Origin of the sequence: Neobacillus mesonae (assembly GCF_001636315.1) — a bacterium.
GTDB lineage: Bacteria > Bacillota > Bacilli > Bacillales > Cytobacillaceae > Neobacillus > Neobacillus mesonae.
In genome coordinates this window covers 1119638-1136661 of the sequence record NZ_KV440949.1, presented here as the reverse complement: position 1 = coordinate 1136661, position 17024 = coordinate 1119638, and the positions used below count along the sequence as shown (strand labels likewise).

The following is a 17024-nucleotide window of genomic DNA, read 5'->3' as shown; positions in this document are numbered from 1 at the left end:
TCTTTTTGAAGAAGACAGCCTCTTTATTTAACCTGTTTCACTTTTTTTCTGAGATCGAATCGGGTATAACGCTTTTTCGAGTGTATTTAAATTCTTTTCGGTGATTTCTGGCTTTCTAGGAATAGGAGGATATAAATTTTCCGGGTCATCCCATTCCTTTGGCAGTTCAACAGGAGATTTTTTCTGCCAATATTCAAGCCAGTCGGCCGGCAAGCTTCCATAACAAATTCGATTTTCTGTCATCTCAAGCCAAATCATTGCCCACGCTCTTGGAACCACTCGCCAAATATCATAACCGCCACCGCCTACTGCAATCCACCTGCCCCCACAATATTGATGTGCGATTTCATGTGCGAGCTTTGGTATTTCCCGATAAATTTTCATTGTAGCGGATAAATGTGTTAATGGATCATAATAGTGAGAATCAACCCCATTTTGCGTAAGAATGACATCTGGTTTGAAAAAATCAGCAACCTCTCTAATCGCGTGAGTATAGGCATGGAGCCATGATTCATCCTCGGTAAAGGCATCCACCGGAATATTAAATGAATATCCGTATCCTGCCCCCTGGCCACGCTCATTGATATTCCCTGTACCAGGGAATAAATAACGACCGGTCTCATGAATTGAAAGGGTGCATACATTTGGTTCGTCGTAAAAGGACCATTGGACGCCGTCACCGTGGTGGGCATCTGTATCCACATACAATACACGGGCCTGATATTTTTCAAGTAAATATTTTATCGCGACAGAACTATCGTTATATACACAAAAGCCTGATGCTTTTCCTCGAAAACCATGATGCAATCCGCCGCCAAGATTTACAGCATGTAAAGCTTTGCCCGTCATTACCTGATCAACGGCAGTAAGTGTTCCGCCAACCAAAAGAGAGCTTGCTTCATGCATGTTCGAAAATATCGGAGTATCTTCCGTTCCAAGGCCGTAATTTTCAGCAACTTCCTTTGAAAGCTTCCCATTACCGGCTTTTTTTACGGCTTCAATAAAAGCAGGATCATGAATCAGCATTAACTCTTCATCTGTAGCCATCCTTGGAGGAATAATTTGCATAGGGTCTAGTGCATCAATTTTATTTAATAAGTCTATTGTTAATTTTAGCCGGAATTGGTTAAAAGGATGATGTGTGCTAAATTTATAATTTAGCAGTTCTTCTGAAAAAACAAATGCGCAAGAATCTGTCATAGAGAAATCCCCGGCAGATTTGGCCATAGAACATGATGGCCGGCTTCCTTCAAATCTTGTACTAAACGGACAGGATTCATCAATTGGACCCTTACCACCAGTATTTTGTATTGCTCATCCTGCTTATCCGGGTAAACTAAAACACTAAGAATATTGGCATTGCGTTTACGAATAATTTCTGCAATATCTGAGAGGATTCCTGTAATGTTAGGAACTCTAATTTCAATTTGCGACCCCGGCTGATGGGCGCCGGTCAGCTCTACCATCGTCCGCAGTATATCCGTTTCAGTAATGATTCCTACGAGCTTCCGGTCTTTAATAATCGGAATGGCGCTTATTTTATGTTCATAAAAAACCGCCGCCGCCTCTTCCACAAAGTCCAGCGGGTGCCCGGTAATAACATTTTGTTCCATTATTAGTTCAAGCCGTTTCTTTAAATCATTGGGATTCTCATTTGTTCGAAACGTAGATGGGGTGACCTCTTTTAATCTGGAAATAGTCACAAGACCGACTAAATTATCTTCTTCATTAATAATCGGTATATGACGGATATTATTGGTTTCCATTACACGAATGGCATCCGCAATCGTATCGGTCGGATGCAATGTGACCACTTCTGTTTTCATAATTTCTTCTACAATCATCTGGTATCCCCTCAATTTCTAATAGATTCAAGAAGGAAAAGAATGAATACGTTAATACATTAAACGGTTCAAAAAGCGAAGACGGTCGAATTTCTGGACGGTTTCAAGGTCAATCCGTTTTCCGATTCTCGCCATCAGACAGTTTGCAGGGTGAGAGCAAATCTCCGGGTCATCGGTGGCATACCACTCTAACCCGCCGGCATTCATCATCTTTTCCATGATTTTTCGGTACTCCCATACATTTAATTTCGTCCCTTTTAAGTCCCAGTGCCAATAATATTCTGTTGTAATAATTACATAATCCTCCATTGCATCATCCATCATCGACACAATTAAAAGGTTTTTTCCGACGGCACACCCTCTGAATTGCGGAATGACTTCAATGGCACCTAATTCTATTAAATTTTCCATTTTTCCTTCAGACCAGCGTTCAAGCGGGTCAGGATAGAGAAAGGTTACATAACCAACAATGGTGTTTTGGTGCCTGGCAATGATAATTCTTCCTTCCGGCAAGTCAGCAATTCCAATTAACGCTTTATGCTGCTGTTCCGGGGGGCGGAAGGCTATTAAATCTTCGTGAAAGTCATAGCTTTTTAGTATTTCAGAAGAAATTGGACCCTCAATTATTAACGTGCCATGCGGAGTTTTTAACTCCTTAGCATTGTAAATTTTTTTATGTTCCATTAGGTCACCCCTAGAAATCTATCGTGTAACAATTCTATTATACATAATTTTGCAGAAGAAGAAGACATTTCACAAAATTTTCAGTAAGATGTTAAAATTACTGATGTAAATAGTGTTTGTAAGGGGAAATTGGAAGTTTTTCAAAAAAAGTATTTTTTTAAAATTGTGAATAGTCCTTATTTGTAATATAATAATCTCAATAACTTAAAAGGGGGAGATTTTAGTGAAAGTGGAAGCGTTGCCAGTTGTACAAGGGGAGCATAATTTACACAATTATGAAGAAATGTACGAACAATTTAACTGGAAAGATGCAGAAAAGGTATTTTCCTGGAGCGAAACAGGGCTTGTCAATATGGCCTATGAGGCTATTGACCGCCATGCTGAAGGCTTCCGGAAAAATAAGGTTGCTCTCTACTATCGTGACGGGTCAAGAAATGAAAAGTACACCTTTAAAGAAATGAAGGAACTTTCAAACAAAGCGGGAAATGTGTTAAAGAATTATGGTGATGTAGAAAAAGGTGACCGCGTATTTATTTTTATGCCGCGCTCTCCAGAACTCTATTTTACTGTTCTAGGTGCGATTAAGCTTGGCGCAATTGTCGGTCCTTTATTTGAGGCCTTTATGGAGGGGGCTGTTAGAGATCGTCTGCAGGACAGCGGGGCGAAAGTATTAGTTACAACTCCGGAGCTGCTCGGCCGGGTTCCTGTTGAAGAGCTGCCTGAATTAAAACATATTTTCGTAGTCGGTAATAATGTTGAAGAACAGGGGAATTTAATTAATTTCCTTGAAAAATTCGAAGCTGCCAGCACTAAACTAAACATTGAGTGGGTGGAGCGTACCGACGGTCTAATCCTTCACTATACATCCGGGTCAACCGGAAAACCAAAAGGGGTTCTGCATGTACATAATGCAATGATTCAGCATTATCAAACAGCAAAATGGGTTCTTGATTTAAAAGAGGATGATGTTTATTGGTGTACAGCTGACCCAGGATGGGTTACAGGGACATCCTACGGAATTTTCGGTCCTTGGTTAACCGGAACATCCAATGTGATTATCGGTGGACGTTTCAGTCCTGAATCATGGTATAAAATGATTGAAGACTTCGGTGTTACCGTTTGGTACAGTGCGCCAACGGCATTCCGGATGTTAATGGGCGCCGGAGACGAGCTGGTGAAGAAATTTGATTTAAGCAGCCTTCGTCACGTATTGAGCGTTGGCGAGCCATTGAATCCAGAAGTCGTAAAATGGGGTGCAAAAGTATTCAATAAACGGATACATGATAACTGGTGGATGACGGAGACTGGTGCACAGCTGATCAGCAACTACCCATGTATGGAAATTAAGCCTGGTTCGATGGGGAAACCAATCCCAGGTGTTGTTGCAGCGATTGTGGATGACCAAGGCAATGAACTGCCTCCATACCGAATGGGCAACTTGGCAATCAAAAAAGGCTGGCCTTCGATGATGCAGACGATTTGGAATAATAAAGAAAAATATGAATCTTACTTCCTGCCAAATGGAGACTGGTATGTTTCAGGAGATTCAGCCTATATGGATGAGGACGGCTATTTCTGGTTCCAAGGCAGAGTGGATGATGTCATCATGACAGCTGGTGAACGTGTCGGTCCGTTTGAAGTAGAAAGTAAGCTAGTCGAGCATCCTGCTGTTGCCGAGGCTGGCGTTATTGGTAAACCGGACCCTGTCCGCGGTGAAATCATTAAAGCGTTTATCGCGCTTCGAGATGGTTACAGTGCTTCAGATGAGTTAAAAGAAGAAATCCGCCAGTTTGTCAAAAAAGGCCTTGCTGCCCATGCGGCACCAAGGGAAATCGACTTCCGCGACAAACTGCCGAAAACACGCAGCGGTAAAATCATGAGACGTGTCCTAAAGGCATGGGAATTAGATTTACCAACAGGTGACCTGTCAACGATGGAAGACTAATTAGAAAAAGAAAGACAGCACAATCCAACGATTGTGCTGTCTTTTCTTATATTTAATATTTAATTAAGGTGTATTTCTTTTTACCTCTTCTAATGATCGTAAACTGTCCTTCAATTCTATCCGCTTCTTGCAGCACATGGGCGGTGTCGGTAATTTTTTCACCGTTTACCGTTACGGCCCCATTGGAGATATCCTCACGTGCCTGACGTTTAGATGGTGAGATTTTAGCTGTAACTAACAGGTCAACTAAATTTTCTTCCCCTTGAGCCTCATATGTTGGAACATCCTTAAAGCCTTGCTTAATCTCAGCAGCAGATAGATTTGTAACATCGCCGCTAAATAGAGCACCGGAAATTTTAATCGCCTGCTGCAGTGCTTCCTCTCCGTGAATAAGTCGGGTCATTTCTTCTGCCAGCGCCTTTTGCGCCTTACGAAGATGCGGCTCTTCCTTTACACTGACCTCAAGTTGGTCGATTTCTTCATGTGATAGGTATGTGAAGTATTTTAAGTATTTCACAACATCAGCATCCGCTGTATTAATCCAGAATTGGTAGAACTCGTAAGGGGTTGTTTTTTCAGGATCCAGCCAAATGGCGCCGCCTTCCGTTTTTCCAAACTTAGTGCCATCTGCTTTTGTCACAAGAGGAATCGTCATCCCGTAAGCTTTAGCTTCTTCTGTATGCATTTTGCGGATTAACTCCAAGCCCGTTGTAATATTCCCCCACTGGTCACTTCCGCCAATTTGCAATTTACAATTGTGGTGATCGTATAAATGGTTGAAATCCATTGCCTGCAAGATTGTGTAGGTAAATTCCGTAAAGGAAATCCCTGATTCAAGGCGGTTTGCAATGGTATCTTTAGCAAGCATGTAATTGACCCCGATATTTTTCCCAATATCGCGCAGGAAGGTAACAACGCTCATTGAACTAGTCCAATCATAGTTATTCACCATGATTGCGCCGTTATCACCATCAAAATCAAAAATTGCTGCCAGCTGCTTCTTAATTCCCTCGACATTTTTCTCAACTGCTTCCAATGTTTGCAGCTTGCGTTCTTCGCTTTTACCGCTTGGGTCCCCGATTAAGCCTGTAGCACCGCCAACTAATACGATTGGTCGGTGCCCATGCTGCTGGAATCTTCTTAACGTTAAAAACGGTACTAAATGACCGATGTGCAGACTATCAGCAGTTGGGTCAGCTCCACAGTATAGCGATATTTTTTCGCTGTTTAATAATTCATTCAAGCCTTCTTCATCTGTTTGCTGATAAATAATTCCACGCCATTGTAAATCTTGTAATAAATCCATTTGAAAAACCTCCATTAAAAAAATAAAAACGCCCCTGCAATAATGCAGGGACGATCAAATCGCGGTACCACCCAGCTTGAGGAAAATTCCTCCAACTCAAATAAATAACGGTTTTGTCCGTTTTCTGCTACTAATATGACTAATAGGTTCACAGAAAAAGCTCCAGGATGTAATTCATTCTTCTATGTGTGACAGCTTTCACCGGCCGCTGCCTCTCTATTAACAGGGATAGAAGAACTACGATTGTTTCCCTTCAATGCTTTTTTATAAAAAAATTTTCTTATAGTCTTTTTTAACATAATCCTTAATCCTTGTCAAATTGGAAATGGAAATTTCAGAAAAATGTTGAATGTTGTCAAACATTCTATTATTGATATGCTATAATGAAAGGTGATTTAAAATGAGGTGATGCACTTAATGAATGAAAAATGGCAAACTTGGATGAAAAAAGCCAAATCCATCTTTACCTTGCTTACCCATAGAAAAACGGTTAAAGGTGCCCGAATTACCTATTCGGTTGTTTGGAATTTAATCCTTCTAGTTCTGACAGTTGTCATGATTGGAGGCTCGTTTGCAGCTGGTGTGGGGGCCGGTTATTTCGCTTCACTTGTAAAGGATGAACCTATCCGTTCATACGACAGTATGAAAAAGGACATTTATAATTACACAGAAACATCGCAATTATTTTTTGATCATAATGTCTATTTAGGGAAGCTTAGAACAGACCTCGAACGTGAAGAAGTGAAGCTTGACCAAGTTTCAGATAATTTAATCAAGGCAGTCGTAGCGACAGAGGATGAATATTTCTATCAGCATCATGGCGTTGTTCCGAAGGCTGTCTTTAGAGCCCTTTTTCAAGAGGTGACAAACTCCTCCGTTCAATCCGGCGGTAGTACATTAACACAGCAGCTAATCAAAAACCAAATTTTAACGAATGAGGTTTCCTTTCAACGAAAAGCAAACGAAATTATACTTGCGCTCCGCTTAGAGAAATTCTTTGATAAGAAGGAAATATTAGAGGCTTACTTAAATGTTTCCACCTTTGGCAGAAATTCATCAGGTAAAAATATCGCCGGAGTACAGGCGGCCGCGAAAGGTATTTTTGGCAAAAAAGCCAGCGATTTAACATTACCGCAGGCTGCTTTCATTGCCGGTTTGCCGCAAAGTCCCTTTGGTTATACACCTTTCACAAGAGAGGGAACGGTTAAGAACTATCTTGAACCTGGACTGACACGGATGAAAACGGTCTTAAAGCGTATGTATGATGGCGGTTATATCAATGAAAAGCAGTATAAAGAGGCTTCTGCCTATGACATTACAAAGGATTTCATTTCACCTGTACCAAATCCTATTGAGAAATATCCTTGGCTGACGTTTGAAATTGAGAGCCGGGCAAAAGAGGTTTTAACCACGGTTTTAGCCCAAAACGACGGCTATTCTGAAAAGGAACTAAAAAAGGATGATTCTCTTTATTACAAGTATAAAACATTAGCAAGCCATAATTTACGGCAAAATGGCTATAAAATTTATACAACAATTGATAAGAAAATTTACGATGCCATGCAAAAGGTAAAGGACAATTATCAATGGTATGGACCTGATAAGCCGGATAAAATTAAAGACCCGGAAACAGGCGAGTGGAAAACTGTGATGGAGCCTGTGCAGGTTGGGGCAATGCTGATTGAAAATAAAACCGGGAAAATTATCAGCTTCGTCGGTGGAAGAAAGTATGACAGCGATCATCAGCTGAACCATGCGACAAATGCCATTCGCCAAAATGGTTCGACGATGAAGCCGCTGCTTATTTACGGACCGGCCATTGAACTTGGCAAGGCGTCTCCAGGAACGCCGCTTCCGGATGTAGCCTTAAGTCTGAATCCTGCAAGCTCAAGTCCTTGGCCGCATAACTATGATTTAAGATACAGTGGTTTAGTTTCCGCGCGTTATGCACTGGCAAAATCGTATAACGTTCCAGCAGTAAAGCTTTATAAGGAAATTGTGAATCAACGGCCAGCCAAGTATTTAGAAAAAATGGGCTTTACTTCACTTACAGAAGGGGACTATACGAATCTGGCAACAAGTATTGGCTCAATGACTAATGGTGTAACAATAGAAGAAAATACAAACGCCTTTAGCACCTTTGCTAATGGCGGGAAATTTGTTGATGCCCATTTGATTGATAAAATTGTCGATAAAAACGGCAAAACTATTTATCAGCACAAGGTTAAGAAGGTGGATGTATTTACACCGCAGACAGCGTATCTAACACTTGACATGATGCGTGATGTTATCAAAATGGGGACAGCTGCTGGAATTAGAAGCAAGTTAAACTTCAGCGCCGACTGGGCAGGTAAAACTGGTACGGGTAATCAGTATATTGACTCCTGGTTTGTTGCTTCCAACCCAAGCGTAACATTTGGCATTTGGCGGGGCTATGATACACCTAAGTCACTGAAGACTGGCGGCATGTCATACAGCCAGCGGACAAATAACCTTTGGGCCCAATTAATCAATGCAGCATATAAAATCAGACCTGAATTAGTTGCCCCTAAACAATCGTTTAAAATGCCGGGCGGGATTGTTAGAAGGTCATATTGTGCTGTTTCCGGAATGCTTCCATCAGCTGTTTGTTCAAAAGCAGGACTGATTGAAAGTGATTATTTTAATGTTAATAATGTTCCTACAAAAGTGGATGACAGCTTACTTGAAGCAAATTACGTCACCATTGGTGATAAAAGGTACTTAGCTTTGAATTCCACGCCAAAAGAGTTTACCCAGTTTGGTATGATCTTAAACCCTGATTTTATCAAGCGGATGGTGGGACCTAATTTCCATAATTACAGCCAGCTGATTCCGCAGCGGGATCGCTGGGGGAAAATCCTGGTGTCAACCTCCAAAATGGCCGATAATGGAAAAAAACCAAATCCTGTCGGGTTAAAGGCAAGCGGGAACACGTTAACATGGTCGGCTGCTTCTGATAATGATGTTGTTGGTTACAGGATCTATCGCGGCGGCTCGAAAGTGGGCAGTATCGTGAATGGTTCAGCGCGCTCATTTGCTGCTGGAAACGGTGCCTACTATGTAACGGCTGTCGATATTGCCGGAAAAGAATCGGCACCATCCAATGTAGTGGAAATCGGGGCGCCGGACAAACCTGAGGACCAGCCGGTCGCAGGGAAACCAGGTGAAAAGCCGAAAGATAAACCAAATGACAAAAAGAAAGATAAACCGGCCGGAAAGCCAGATGAAAAACCATCAAAAAAACCTGAATAATGCTTGCCGTAAAAAGTCTAATACAAAAAAGCACACGTTAAAAAATACGTGTGCTTTTTGCATGTATGAGCAATTAAAGCGAAAAAAACTCCCCTGGCCAAGATGGCAGGGAAGTCTTCCTGAAAATTAACGAGAGTAGAACTCAACGATTAATGTTTCGTTAATTTCAGCAGGTAATTCAGAACGCTCTGGTAAGCGAGTGAAAGTACCTTCTAATTTGTCAGCATCGAAAGTTAAATAGTCAGGTACGAAGTTGTTAGCTTCGATTGCTTCCTTAACTACATCAAGGCTGCGTGATTTTTCACGAATGCTGATTGTTTGTCCAGCTGCTACACGGTATGATGGAATATCAACGCGAGAACCATCAATTAAAATATGTCCGTGGTTAACTAATTGACGTGCTGCACGACGAGTGCGGGCAAGACCTAAACGGTATACAAGGTTATCAAGGCGAGATTCAAGAAGGATCATGAAGTTTTCGCCATGAACGCCGCCCATTTTACCAGCTCTAACATATAAGTTATGGAATTGGCGCTCATTTAATCCGTACATATGACGAAGCTTTTGCTTTTCTTGTAATTGCAATCCGTATTCAGAAAGCTTTTTACGTTGGTTTGGACCATGTTGTCCAGGTGCGTAAGGGCGTTTTTCTAATTCTTTACCTGTGCCGCTTAGAGAAATTCCAAGACGACGAGATAGTTTCCAGCTTGGGCCGGTATAACGAGCCATAATATGACTCCTCCTTCGTGTTTTTATTCTGGTAAAATAAAAACCGTTAAGACACTACAATAACAGTCATTTTGTTTTCATGCACCATCGCCCTAGCAGCAGAGGGTTACACGATGCACCATCGTAAGAATAAAAATAAAATAATCAGGCACTAAGCCTTCTGCTTTTCTTATGAGGAACAAAATGAAACAATTAAAGTTGTTCTTTAAGGCTGCAATATTTTACACAAAAGCTATTATATAATTTTTATACTAGTAAAGTCAAGAAGATTTCAGGGTACAGGAAGAAATCAACGATTTTCTGAACTTTAAATTTAGTATCTTAACGATAATAATGTATTTATCATATAATATAGTATAGTGAGAGCGTTTCCAATGGAGAGGAGCTGCCAAAATGACGGATAAGAAAATAAGATTTGAAACAGAAGTTATACATGCCGGTTACCACCAAGACGAACATAATGGAAGCCTGGTGCCCCCATTATACCAATCTTCAACCTTTACATTTCAAAATGCCGAACAAGGGGAAAAAAGGTTTTCAGGACTAGAGGACGGCTATATTTATTCAAGATTAGGAAACCCGACAGTCAAAATATTGGAGGAGCGGATTGCGGCACTTGAAAAAGGGGATGCGGCACTCGCCTTTGCGTCCGGTATGGCAGCAGTCAGTGCTGTACTTTCAGATTTAACGAAAACAGGCGATCATATTCTTTGTTCACAAGGAATTTACGGCTGTACATTTGGACTCCTGCAGTTATTTAAAGAAAAATATGAAATTACTCATGATTTTTCTGCAATGGACTCACCGGAAACCTTATATAAAGAAATTCAATCCAATACTGCCGTTATTTATATTGAAACGCCAATTAATCCAACGATGAAGCTGATTGATTTAGAAATGGTCGCCAAAGTCGCTGAGGAAAAGGGAATTCCAGTTGTCGTTGATAATACTTTTAGTTCACCATATTTGCAAACACCGCTGACAAAAGGCTGCGATGTCGTCATCCACAGTGCAACCAAATTTATTTGCGGACATGGTGACGTGATAGCTGGCCTGGTTATTGGCAAAAAAGAATGGATTCAGCATGTTGCCCGGACAACCCAAAAGGATATGGGCGGGATCATTTCTCCTTTTGATGCCTGGCTCTTGCTTCGCGGGCTAAAAACTCTGCCTGTGCGGATGGATCGGCATTCCGATAATGCCAGAAAGCTATTTGATTTTTTAAGAAAACATCCGAAAATCGATACGATTTATTATCCGGGTGACCAGGAACATCCAGACTACCATATCATGCAAAAGCAAATGAGGCAGCCTGGTGGAATGATTTCTTTCTCTGTAAAAGGGACGAAAAAAACAGCGCAGCAGTTTATGAATCAGCTGCAGTTGATTAAAATTGCTGTAAGCCTGGGGGATGCTGAATCGTTAATTCAGCATCCGGCGACGATGACTCATGCTGTTGTACCCGAAGAAGAACGCCGGAAAATGGGAATAGAAGATACGCTGCTAAGACTTTCTGTAGGTCTAGAGGCATGGGAGGATATAAAAGAAGATCTCGAACAGGCTTTAGGAAAAATATAAGAAAACTCGCCCGGTAATAGGGCGAGTTTTTTAAATGTATTCTGTTAAGATGGCGATAAATTCCTCGAGTTCTTCCTGATCAAGTTCATCGAAGCGGTTTGTTTCCGGTGAATCAATGTCCAGTACTCCGATTAATTGATCATCTTTTATAATTGGAACGACAATTTCAGATTGAGAGGCAGCGTCACAGGCGATGTGACCTGGGAATTTATTGACATCCTCGACGCGTACTGTTTCTTTCTTTAGCGCCGCAGCCCCGCAAACCCCTTTCCCAACAGGAATTCTGACACATGCTGGCAGCCCCTGAAACGGCCCTAAAACAAGTTCATCATTAGTATCCATTAAGTAAAAACCAACCCAGTTGATCCGTTCAAAAAAATGATTTAATAATGCTGCTGCATTGCTCAGATTTGCAATCTGATTTGTTTCACCATGAAGAAGGGCGCGCAATTGTTTTTTTACAAGATCATAATTTTCCTCCCGCGTCCCTGTGTACATTTCGACGTTAAACATGACATTTCACCTATTTTCATAAAATTTATAGTCTATTTTATCAGAAATCAAAGAAAAAGAGCAGACTTTGTCGACTTTTTCATGAAGGAATCAATTGTGACAACAAGAATCTATAGTAATAAGGGAGTATGGATGTTCCAAAGGGGGAAAACCAATGAAGAAGAATTCGAAGGATGCAATTGTAAGGGCTGCTATTCTATTGTTTAATTCAAAAGGATATTCTGGAACGTCGATTAGAGACATTGCCAGTTTAGCAAAAGTAAATACGGCTGCGATTGCCTACCATTTTGATAATAAAGCGGGACTGCTGGAATATTGCTTTACCCATTTCTTTGAACAATACATTCAAAAAATTGAAGAAGCTTATTTTTCTATTGATAAGGGTGCGCAGATCTGCTTAAAACAAGTCACAGGGGATCTGCTTCAATTCCAATGCGAAAACATCCAGCTTGCCAGCTTTGTGTACCGTGAAATGTCAGTCGATTCGCAGGTTTCCCGGGAAGTCATGTCCACTTATTCGTTAAAGGAAAAATATTATTTCCAAAAGATTTTTGAGAGGGGCTTTGAATGGAACGAATTTCGCCCACACTCCATTCCCTATTTAATCACACAGCTAAAGGCGCTGCTAATGATGCCATTTATTAATACCCATTATATGCGGGAAGTATTGTATGTTTTTCCAAATGAAGCGTTCTTTGTCCAAAAATATTTAAAAGATATTTATTTTTGGATTGATAAGACATTATGTTCGGATCTTCCGGTAAAAAAGGGTGCAGTAATCAAATAGCGATCATTCGCTATTTTTTTTTACAAAAATATTGAAAATAATAGTCAAAAATTGTCGTTAACATGGTATCATAAAGGCATTGAACAAACATTAGCGAATTTATTTATAGATATTTGAAAAATGGAATTATCTGTTGGTTGGAATAGGAGGCTTACACGTGATATATATCATTGGACCATTCATCCTCTTACTAGCATTGTTTTTAGTGGGATATATCATAAAGAAGAAGTATTTTAAAGAAATGGATCGCCTGGAGGCATGGAAAATTGACTTGTTTAATCGTCCGGTGCAAGATGAGATGTCGAAGGTAAAGCAGCTCAATATGACAGGGCAGACAGAGGAGCTGTTTGAACGCTGGCGAAATCAATGGGATGAAGTAGTAACCATCAAGCTTCCAAATTTAGAAGAAATGCTATTTGATGCTGAAGAGTACATAGATAAGTACCGTTTCAATAAAGCAAAATCGGTTCAGCAGAACATCGCGGCCCAGCTGCAGGAGACTGAAAACCAGATTAATAGTATATTGGAAGAATTACATGAGCTTGTTGGCAGTGAAGAGAAAAATCGTGAAGAAATTGAACAATTGAAGGAATTATATCGTGATTCAAAGAAAAGGCTGCTGGCACATCGTCATAATTTTGGAAAGGCGGAAAAGCAGCTAGAATCCACTCTTGAAGAAATTACGGAAAAGTTCCATGAATTTGATGAAAAAACGGAGCATGGAAATTATCTTGAGGCGCGTGAAGTCGTGCTTTTAATTCATGATAAGCTTGAAACGATTCAAAATAATATGAACTTAATTCCACAGCTGCTGATTGAAAACCAATCACTACTGCCTAATCAGCTTACTGAAGTTGTTGGCGGCTTTCGAGAGATGAACGAGCAGGAATATTATTTAGAACATATCAATGTGGAAAACGAAACAAAACGATTGCAGGAAAAGCTGGATGAAAATATCGGCCTTATAGAAAATGCAGAAATTGAAAAAGCGGTTGAAGGGACAAAAGAGGTTAAGGACCGAATTGATATTCTTTTAGACCTTTTAGAAAAAGAAGTTCATGCCAAGCATTTTGTGTTAAAACATAAAGAACTAGCAGATAGTCTTCTTTTCACTGCTGAAGCCGAAAATAAAAGTCTTTCAGAAGAAGTGCTCCATGTGCAAACAAGCTATCAAGTACCGGAACAGGACCTTGAGATTCAAGGGAATTTAGAAAAAGAACTAATAGCTGTTTTTAAACGCTACGATATTTTGATGGAGAAAGTAAGGCAAAATGAAACAGCTCAATCCGTCATTAGTGAGGAACTTTCCGATATAAAAGAGCAGTTAGAATTAATTCGTGAGGAGCAGCAAACCTTTGCTCAAAAGCTTCAAGCACTGCGTAAGGATGAATTTGAAGCAAGGGAAAAGGTGAAGGAATTGACGAAAAAAGTCGCTGAAACAGTCCGGCTTGTTCAAAAAAGCAATGTTCCGGGCCTGCCGGAAGATTATAAATATCTTTTTGAGGATGCAAATGAAAGTATCCAGAATGTAAGGGTTCAGCTTGAAGAAAAGCCCCTAAATATATCTGCGCTCAATCAATACTTAGAAATGTCGGTTTTATCGGTAGAGAAACTAGTTAATTCAACTATTGAGTTGATTGAAAATGTTATGCTTGCGGAGCAGGCAATCCAGTATGGAAATCGATATCGGAGTCATTATCCTACGGTTGAAAAAGGACTGTCGGAAGCAGAAATGGCGTTCAGACGCTATAACTATCAAGAAGCATTGGAGCAGGTAGCGGCAACACTTGAAGGAATTGACCCGGAAGCATTAAAGAAAATTAAAGCCGCGATTGAATCAGCATAATGTATGGAAACCGGATTGACCAAATATTGGTTAACCGGTTTCTTTACTGTCTGGCTTTTAAAATTTTGTACTTTTATGATAAGATTTATTTCGTTAAAGAGAAAGGTGAAGACCATGATTTATTTAGATAATAGCGCAACAACCAAGCCATATAAAGAAGTATTGGATTCCTTTGTAACTGTATCGAGTGAATATTTTGGAAATCCATCCTCACTGCACAGCTTTGGAGGCCAGGCCGAAAAGCTTCTATCGCAAGCACGGGAACAAACAGCCAAGCTTCTAGATGTGAAAGCAAACGAAATTTATTTTACTTCAGGCGGTACAGAGAGTAACAACTTAGCCATCAAAGGAGCCGCCTATAAAAATCGCAATCGTGGAAAGCATTTAATTACTTCAAGTGTTGAACACCCCTCCGTTCGTCTTGCCATGGAACAGCTTGAAGAGGAAGGATTCGAGATTACCTATCTGCCGGTCGATGGAAATGGCAGGGTATCAGCAGAGGAGCTGGAACAAGCGATTCGGAAAGATACCATTTTAGTTTCAATTATGCTTGTGAATAATGAGGTAGGCACAATTCAGCCAGTTAAAGAAATTGGCGAAGTGTTAAAAAGGCATTCTACAGTTCTTTTTCATGTTGACGCGATTCAAGGGGTAGGGAAGGTACCGCTTCATTTACATGAATATGGAATTGATTTTTGTTCTTTTTCGGGACATAAGTTCCATGCACTGAAGGGAACAGGGATCCTTTATGTGCGGGATGGTATTAGAATAACGCCATTATTTTCCGGAGGCAATCAAGAACGAAAGCTCCGCAGCGGAACAGAAAATGTAGCAGGGGCGGTTGCCATTGCTAAGGCGCTGAGAATGACATTGGCAAAAAGCCCAGATAGGATTGGCGCAATGAGAGAAATTCAAAGCATGCTGCGAACGGAATTAAGCAAAAATGAATTCATCCGGATTAATACACCGGTTGATCACGCTGCACCGCATATTATAAATTTCTCTTTAAAAGGGATCAAATCAGAGGTTTTTGTTCATGCACTTGAAAAAGAAAAGATTTTTGTTTCAACAACCAGTGCTTGTTCCTCTAAAAAGAAATCTGCTAGTTCGACCTTAATCGCAATGGGATTACCGGAGGAAATCGCTGAAAGCGCGATTCGACTCAGTCTTTCATTTAATAATACTGTCCAGGAAGCAGTGGAGACAATTAATGTGATCAAGAATACCGTAAAACAATTAGAGAGGGTAATGAAATAAATGAATTATGACCGAATATTAATCCGTTATGGGGAAATATCTACTAAAGGCAGGAATCGAAATAAATTTGTCGATAAACTAAGAAAAAGCGTTCGGATTGCCCTATCCGAGTTTCCAAAAATCAAAATAGAAGCCAGCCGCGACCGAATGTATGTTGTGTTAAATGGTGAAAATGCCAAAGCGGTTATTGAAAAGTTAAAGCATATTTTTGGTATTCAATCCTTTAGTCCAGCCATTAAGGTGGATAAAGAAATTGAAACAATAAAGCAGACTTCACTTGAATTAGTACAAGCTCTTTATCAGGATGGTCAAACCTTCAAGGTTACAGCAAAAAGATCTGATAAGACATTTGAATTAAATACAAATGAAATAAATCATGCGATTGGCGGGCATTTATTGCAAAATATCACTGGCTTGAAGGTTAATGTGAAACAACCTGATATTAATTTAAGGGTTGAAGTACGAAGCGACGCTGTTTATTTATCCTGTGAAACCATTCCTGGCGCCGGAGGGCTCCCAATCGGTTCCGGCGGCAAAGCCATGCTAATGCTTTCTGGAGGAATTGACAGCCCGGTAGCAGGGTATTTGTCAATGAGAAGGGGATTAGAGATCGAAGGGGTTCATTTTTTCAGTCCGCCATTTACAAGTGAGAGGGCTAAGGAAAAAGTGATCGATTTGTCAAAGAAATTAGCTGAAATTGCCGGCAGCTCCATTACGCTGCATATCGTACCGTTTACTGATGTCCAGCAGGCTATTCGCGAGCAGGTTCCGGAAAATTATACGATGACCTCTACAAGAAGAATGATGCTTCGGATTACCGATGAAATTAGAAAAAAACGTGAAGGGTTAGCGATTATTACAGGAGAAAATCTTGGGCAGGTAGCAAGTCAAACCCTTGAATCGATGTATGCGATAAACGAAGTGACTAATACACCGATTTTACGTCCATTGATTTCAATGGATAAGAACGATATTATTAAAATCGCTGAGGAGATTGACACGATGGATATTTCCATCAGGCCATATGAGGATTGCTGCACGATTTTTGTCCCATCATCTCCAAAGACAAAACCAAAGAGAGAAAAGGTCAATCAGTATGAGAGCTACTTTGACTTTGAACAATTGATTGAAGAGGCAGTTCAAAATGTTGAAACAGTGACAATTAAACCAGGTGAAGAAAATCGCCAAGAGTTTGAGGAGTTATTTTAATAGCACTTTTTATATAATATGTGAACAATTACCAAATAAAATTAAGAATTATG

Annotated in this window: 13 protein-coding genes and 1 other annotated feature; of the genes, 7 read left to right on the top strand and 6 right to left on the bottom strand. The window is 40.4% G+C overall.

Annotated features, from left to right (window positions below; all coding sequences use genetic code 11):
* Positions 1-27: 27 nt before the first annotated feature.
* From A6749_RS05705 to A6749_RS05695, 3 genes are read right to left on the bottom strand one after another with little or no spacing between them, the layout of a single operon-like run.
* Positions 28-1200 (bottom strand): acetoin utilization protein AcuC, encoded by a 1173-nt coding sequence (locus A6749_RS05705; RefSeq protein WP_066386097.1) that lies wholly within the window; start codon positions 1198-1200, stop codon positions 28-30.
* Positions 1197-1844, bottom strand: coding sequence for an acetoin utilization AcuB family protein (locus A6749_RS05700; RefSeq protein ID WP_066386095.1), 648 nt, complete (start codon positions 1842-1844; stop codon positions 1197-1199). The genes A6749_RS05705 and A6749_RS05700 overlap by 4 nt, the downstream gene beginning before the upstream one ends.
* Positions 1845-1895: 51 nt before the next feature.
* The gene (locus A6749_RS05695; protein ID WP_066386093.1) at positions 1896-2528 is read right to left on the bottom strand and encodes a GNAT family N-acetyltransferase; all 633 of its coding nucleotides are present in this window, start codon (positions 2526-2528) and stop codon (positions 1896-1898) included.
* A 223-nt stretch (positions 2529-2751) separates the two neighbouring features.
* Between A6749_RS05695 and acsA the strand changes: the two genes are divergently transcribed.
* Complete coding sequence (gene acsA, locus A6749_RS05690) at positions 2752-4473, top strand: acetate--CoA ligase (protein WP_066386089.1); 1722 nt, start codon at positions 2752-2754, stop codon at positions 4471-4473.
* A 52-nt stretch (positions 4474-4525) separates the two neighbouring features.
* Here the strand turns inward: acsA and tyrS are convergent, their stop codons facing one another.
* Positions 4526-5779, bottom strand: a complete 1254-nt coding sequence (gene tyrS / locus A6749_RS05685) for a tyrosine--tRNA ligase (RefSeq protein WP_066386087.1) — start codon at positions 5777-5779, stop codon at positions 4526-4528.
* 43 nt (positions 5780-5822) lie between these two features.
* Positions 5823-6045: a binding site (T-box leader), on the bottom strand.
* A 151-nt stretch (positions 6046-6196) separates the two neighbouring features.
* On the opposite strand from tyrS, the gene A6749_RS05680 reads away from it, so the two are divergent.
* Entirely contained in the window at positions 6197-9052 is a 2856-nt protein-coding gene (locus A6749_RS05680; protein WP_066386086.1) for a transglycosylase domain-containing protein, read from the top strand.
* A 126-nt stretch (positions 9053-9178) separates the two neighbouring features.
* Here A6749_RS05680 and rpsD read toward each other — a convergent pair whose 3' ends face one another.
* Positions 9179-9781: a 30S ribosomal protein S4 gene (gene rpsD / locus A6749_RS05675; RefSeq protein WP_066386083.1), complete on the bottom strand. Its 603-nt coding sequence runs from the start codon at positions 9779-9781 to the stop codon at positions 9179-9181.
* A 393-nt stretch (positions 9782-10174) separates the two neighbouring features.
* Between rpsD and megL the strand changes: the two genes are divergently transcribed.
* Positions 10175-11359 carry a methionine gamma-lyase gene (megL, locus tag A6749_RS05670; protein WP_066386080.1) on the top strand — a complete coding sequence of 395 codons (1185 nt, stop codon included), beginning with the start codon at positions 10175-10177 and terminating at the stop codon, positions 11357-11359.
* Between the two features lie 30 nt (positions 11360-11389).
* Here megL and A6749_RS05665 read toward each other — a convergent pair whose 3' ends face one another.
* The gene (locus A6749_RS05665) at positions 11390-11872 is read right to left on the bottom strand and encodes a GAF domain-containing protein (RefSeq protein WP_066386079.1); all 483 of its coding nucleotides are present in this window, start codon (positions 11870-11872) and stop codon (positions 11390-11392) included.
* Positions 11873-12026: 154 nt separating this feature from the next.
* On the opposite strand from A6749_RS05665, the gene refZ reads away from it, so the two are divergent.
* The 4 genes from refZ (at position 12027) to thiI (ending at position 16971) form a co-directional block, all read left to right on the top strand.
* Positions 12027-12659: a forespore capture DNA-binding protein RefZ gene (gene refZ, locus A6749_RS05660; protein ID WP_066386078.1), complete on the top strand. Its 633-nt coding sequence runs from the start codon at positions 12027-12029 to the stop codon at positions 12657-12659.
* A gap of 157 nt (positions 12660-12816) precedes the next feature.
* A complete protein-coding gene (ezrA, locus tag A6749_RS05655; protein ID WP_066386077.1) occupies positions 12817-14505 on the top strand; it encodes a septation ring formation regulator EzrA in 1689 nt (562 codons plus the stop codon).
* Between the two features lie 114 nt (positions 14506-14619).
* Entirely contained in the window at positions 14620-15762 is a 1143-nt protein-coding gene (locus A6749_RS05650) for a cysteine desulfurase family protein (RefSeq protein ID WP_066386076.1), read from the top strand.
* Positions 15763-16971, top strand: coding sequence for a tRNA uracil 4-sulfurtransferase ThiI (gene thiI, locus A6749_RS05645; RefSeq protein ID WP_066386075.1), 1209 nt, complete (start codon positions 15763-15765; stop codon positions 16969-16971).
* Positions 16972-17024 lie beyond the last annotated feature (53 nt).

Excerpts from the sequence above, each read along its gene's own strand:
- A6749_RS05705 (WP_066386097.1), bottom strand. The coding sequence starts at position 1,200 with ATGACAGATTCTTGCGCATTTGTTTTTTCAGAAGAACTGCTAAATTAT.
- A6749_RS05700 (WP_066386095.1), bottom strand. The coding sequence starts at position 1,844 with ATGATTGTAGAAGAAATTATGAAAACAGAAGTGGTCACATTGCATCCG.
- A6749_RS05695 (WP_066386093.1), bottom strand. The coding sequence starts at position 2,528 with ATGGAACATAAAAAAATTTACAATGCTAAGGAGTTAAAAACTCCGCAT.
- tyrS (WP_066386087.1), bottom strand. The coding sequence starts at position 5,779 with ATGGATTTATTACAAGATTTACAATGGCGTGGAATTATTTATCAGCAA.
- A6749_RS05680 (WP_066386086.1), top strand. The coding sequence starts at position 6,197 with ATGAATGAAAAATGGCAAACTTGGATGAAAAAAGCCAAATCCATCTTT.
- rpsD (WP_066386083.1), bottom strand. The coding sequence starts at position 9,781 with ATGGCTCGTTATACCGGCCCAAGCTGGAAACTATCTCGTCGTCTTGGA.
- megL (WP_066386080.1), top strand. The coding sequence starts at position 10,175 with ATGACGGATAAGAAAATAAGATTTGAAACAGAAGTTATACATGCCGGT.
- A6749_RS05665 (WP_066386079.1), bottom strand. The coding sequence starts at position 11,872 with ATGTTTAACGTCGAAATGTACACAGGGACGCGGGAGGAAAATTATGAT.
- refZ (WP_066386078.1), top strand. The coding sequence starts at position 12,027 with ATGAAGAAGAATTCGAAGGATGCAATTGTAAGGGCTGCTATTCTATTG.
- A6749_RS05650 (WP_066386076.1), top strand. The coding sequence starts at position 14,620 with ATGATTTATTTAGATAATAGCGCAACAACCAAGCCATATAAAGAAGTA.
- thiI (WP_066386075.1), top strand. The coding sequence starts at position 15,763 with ATGAATTATGACCGAATATTAATCCGTTATGGGGAAATATCTACTAAA.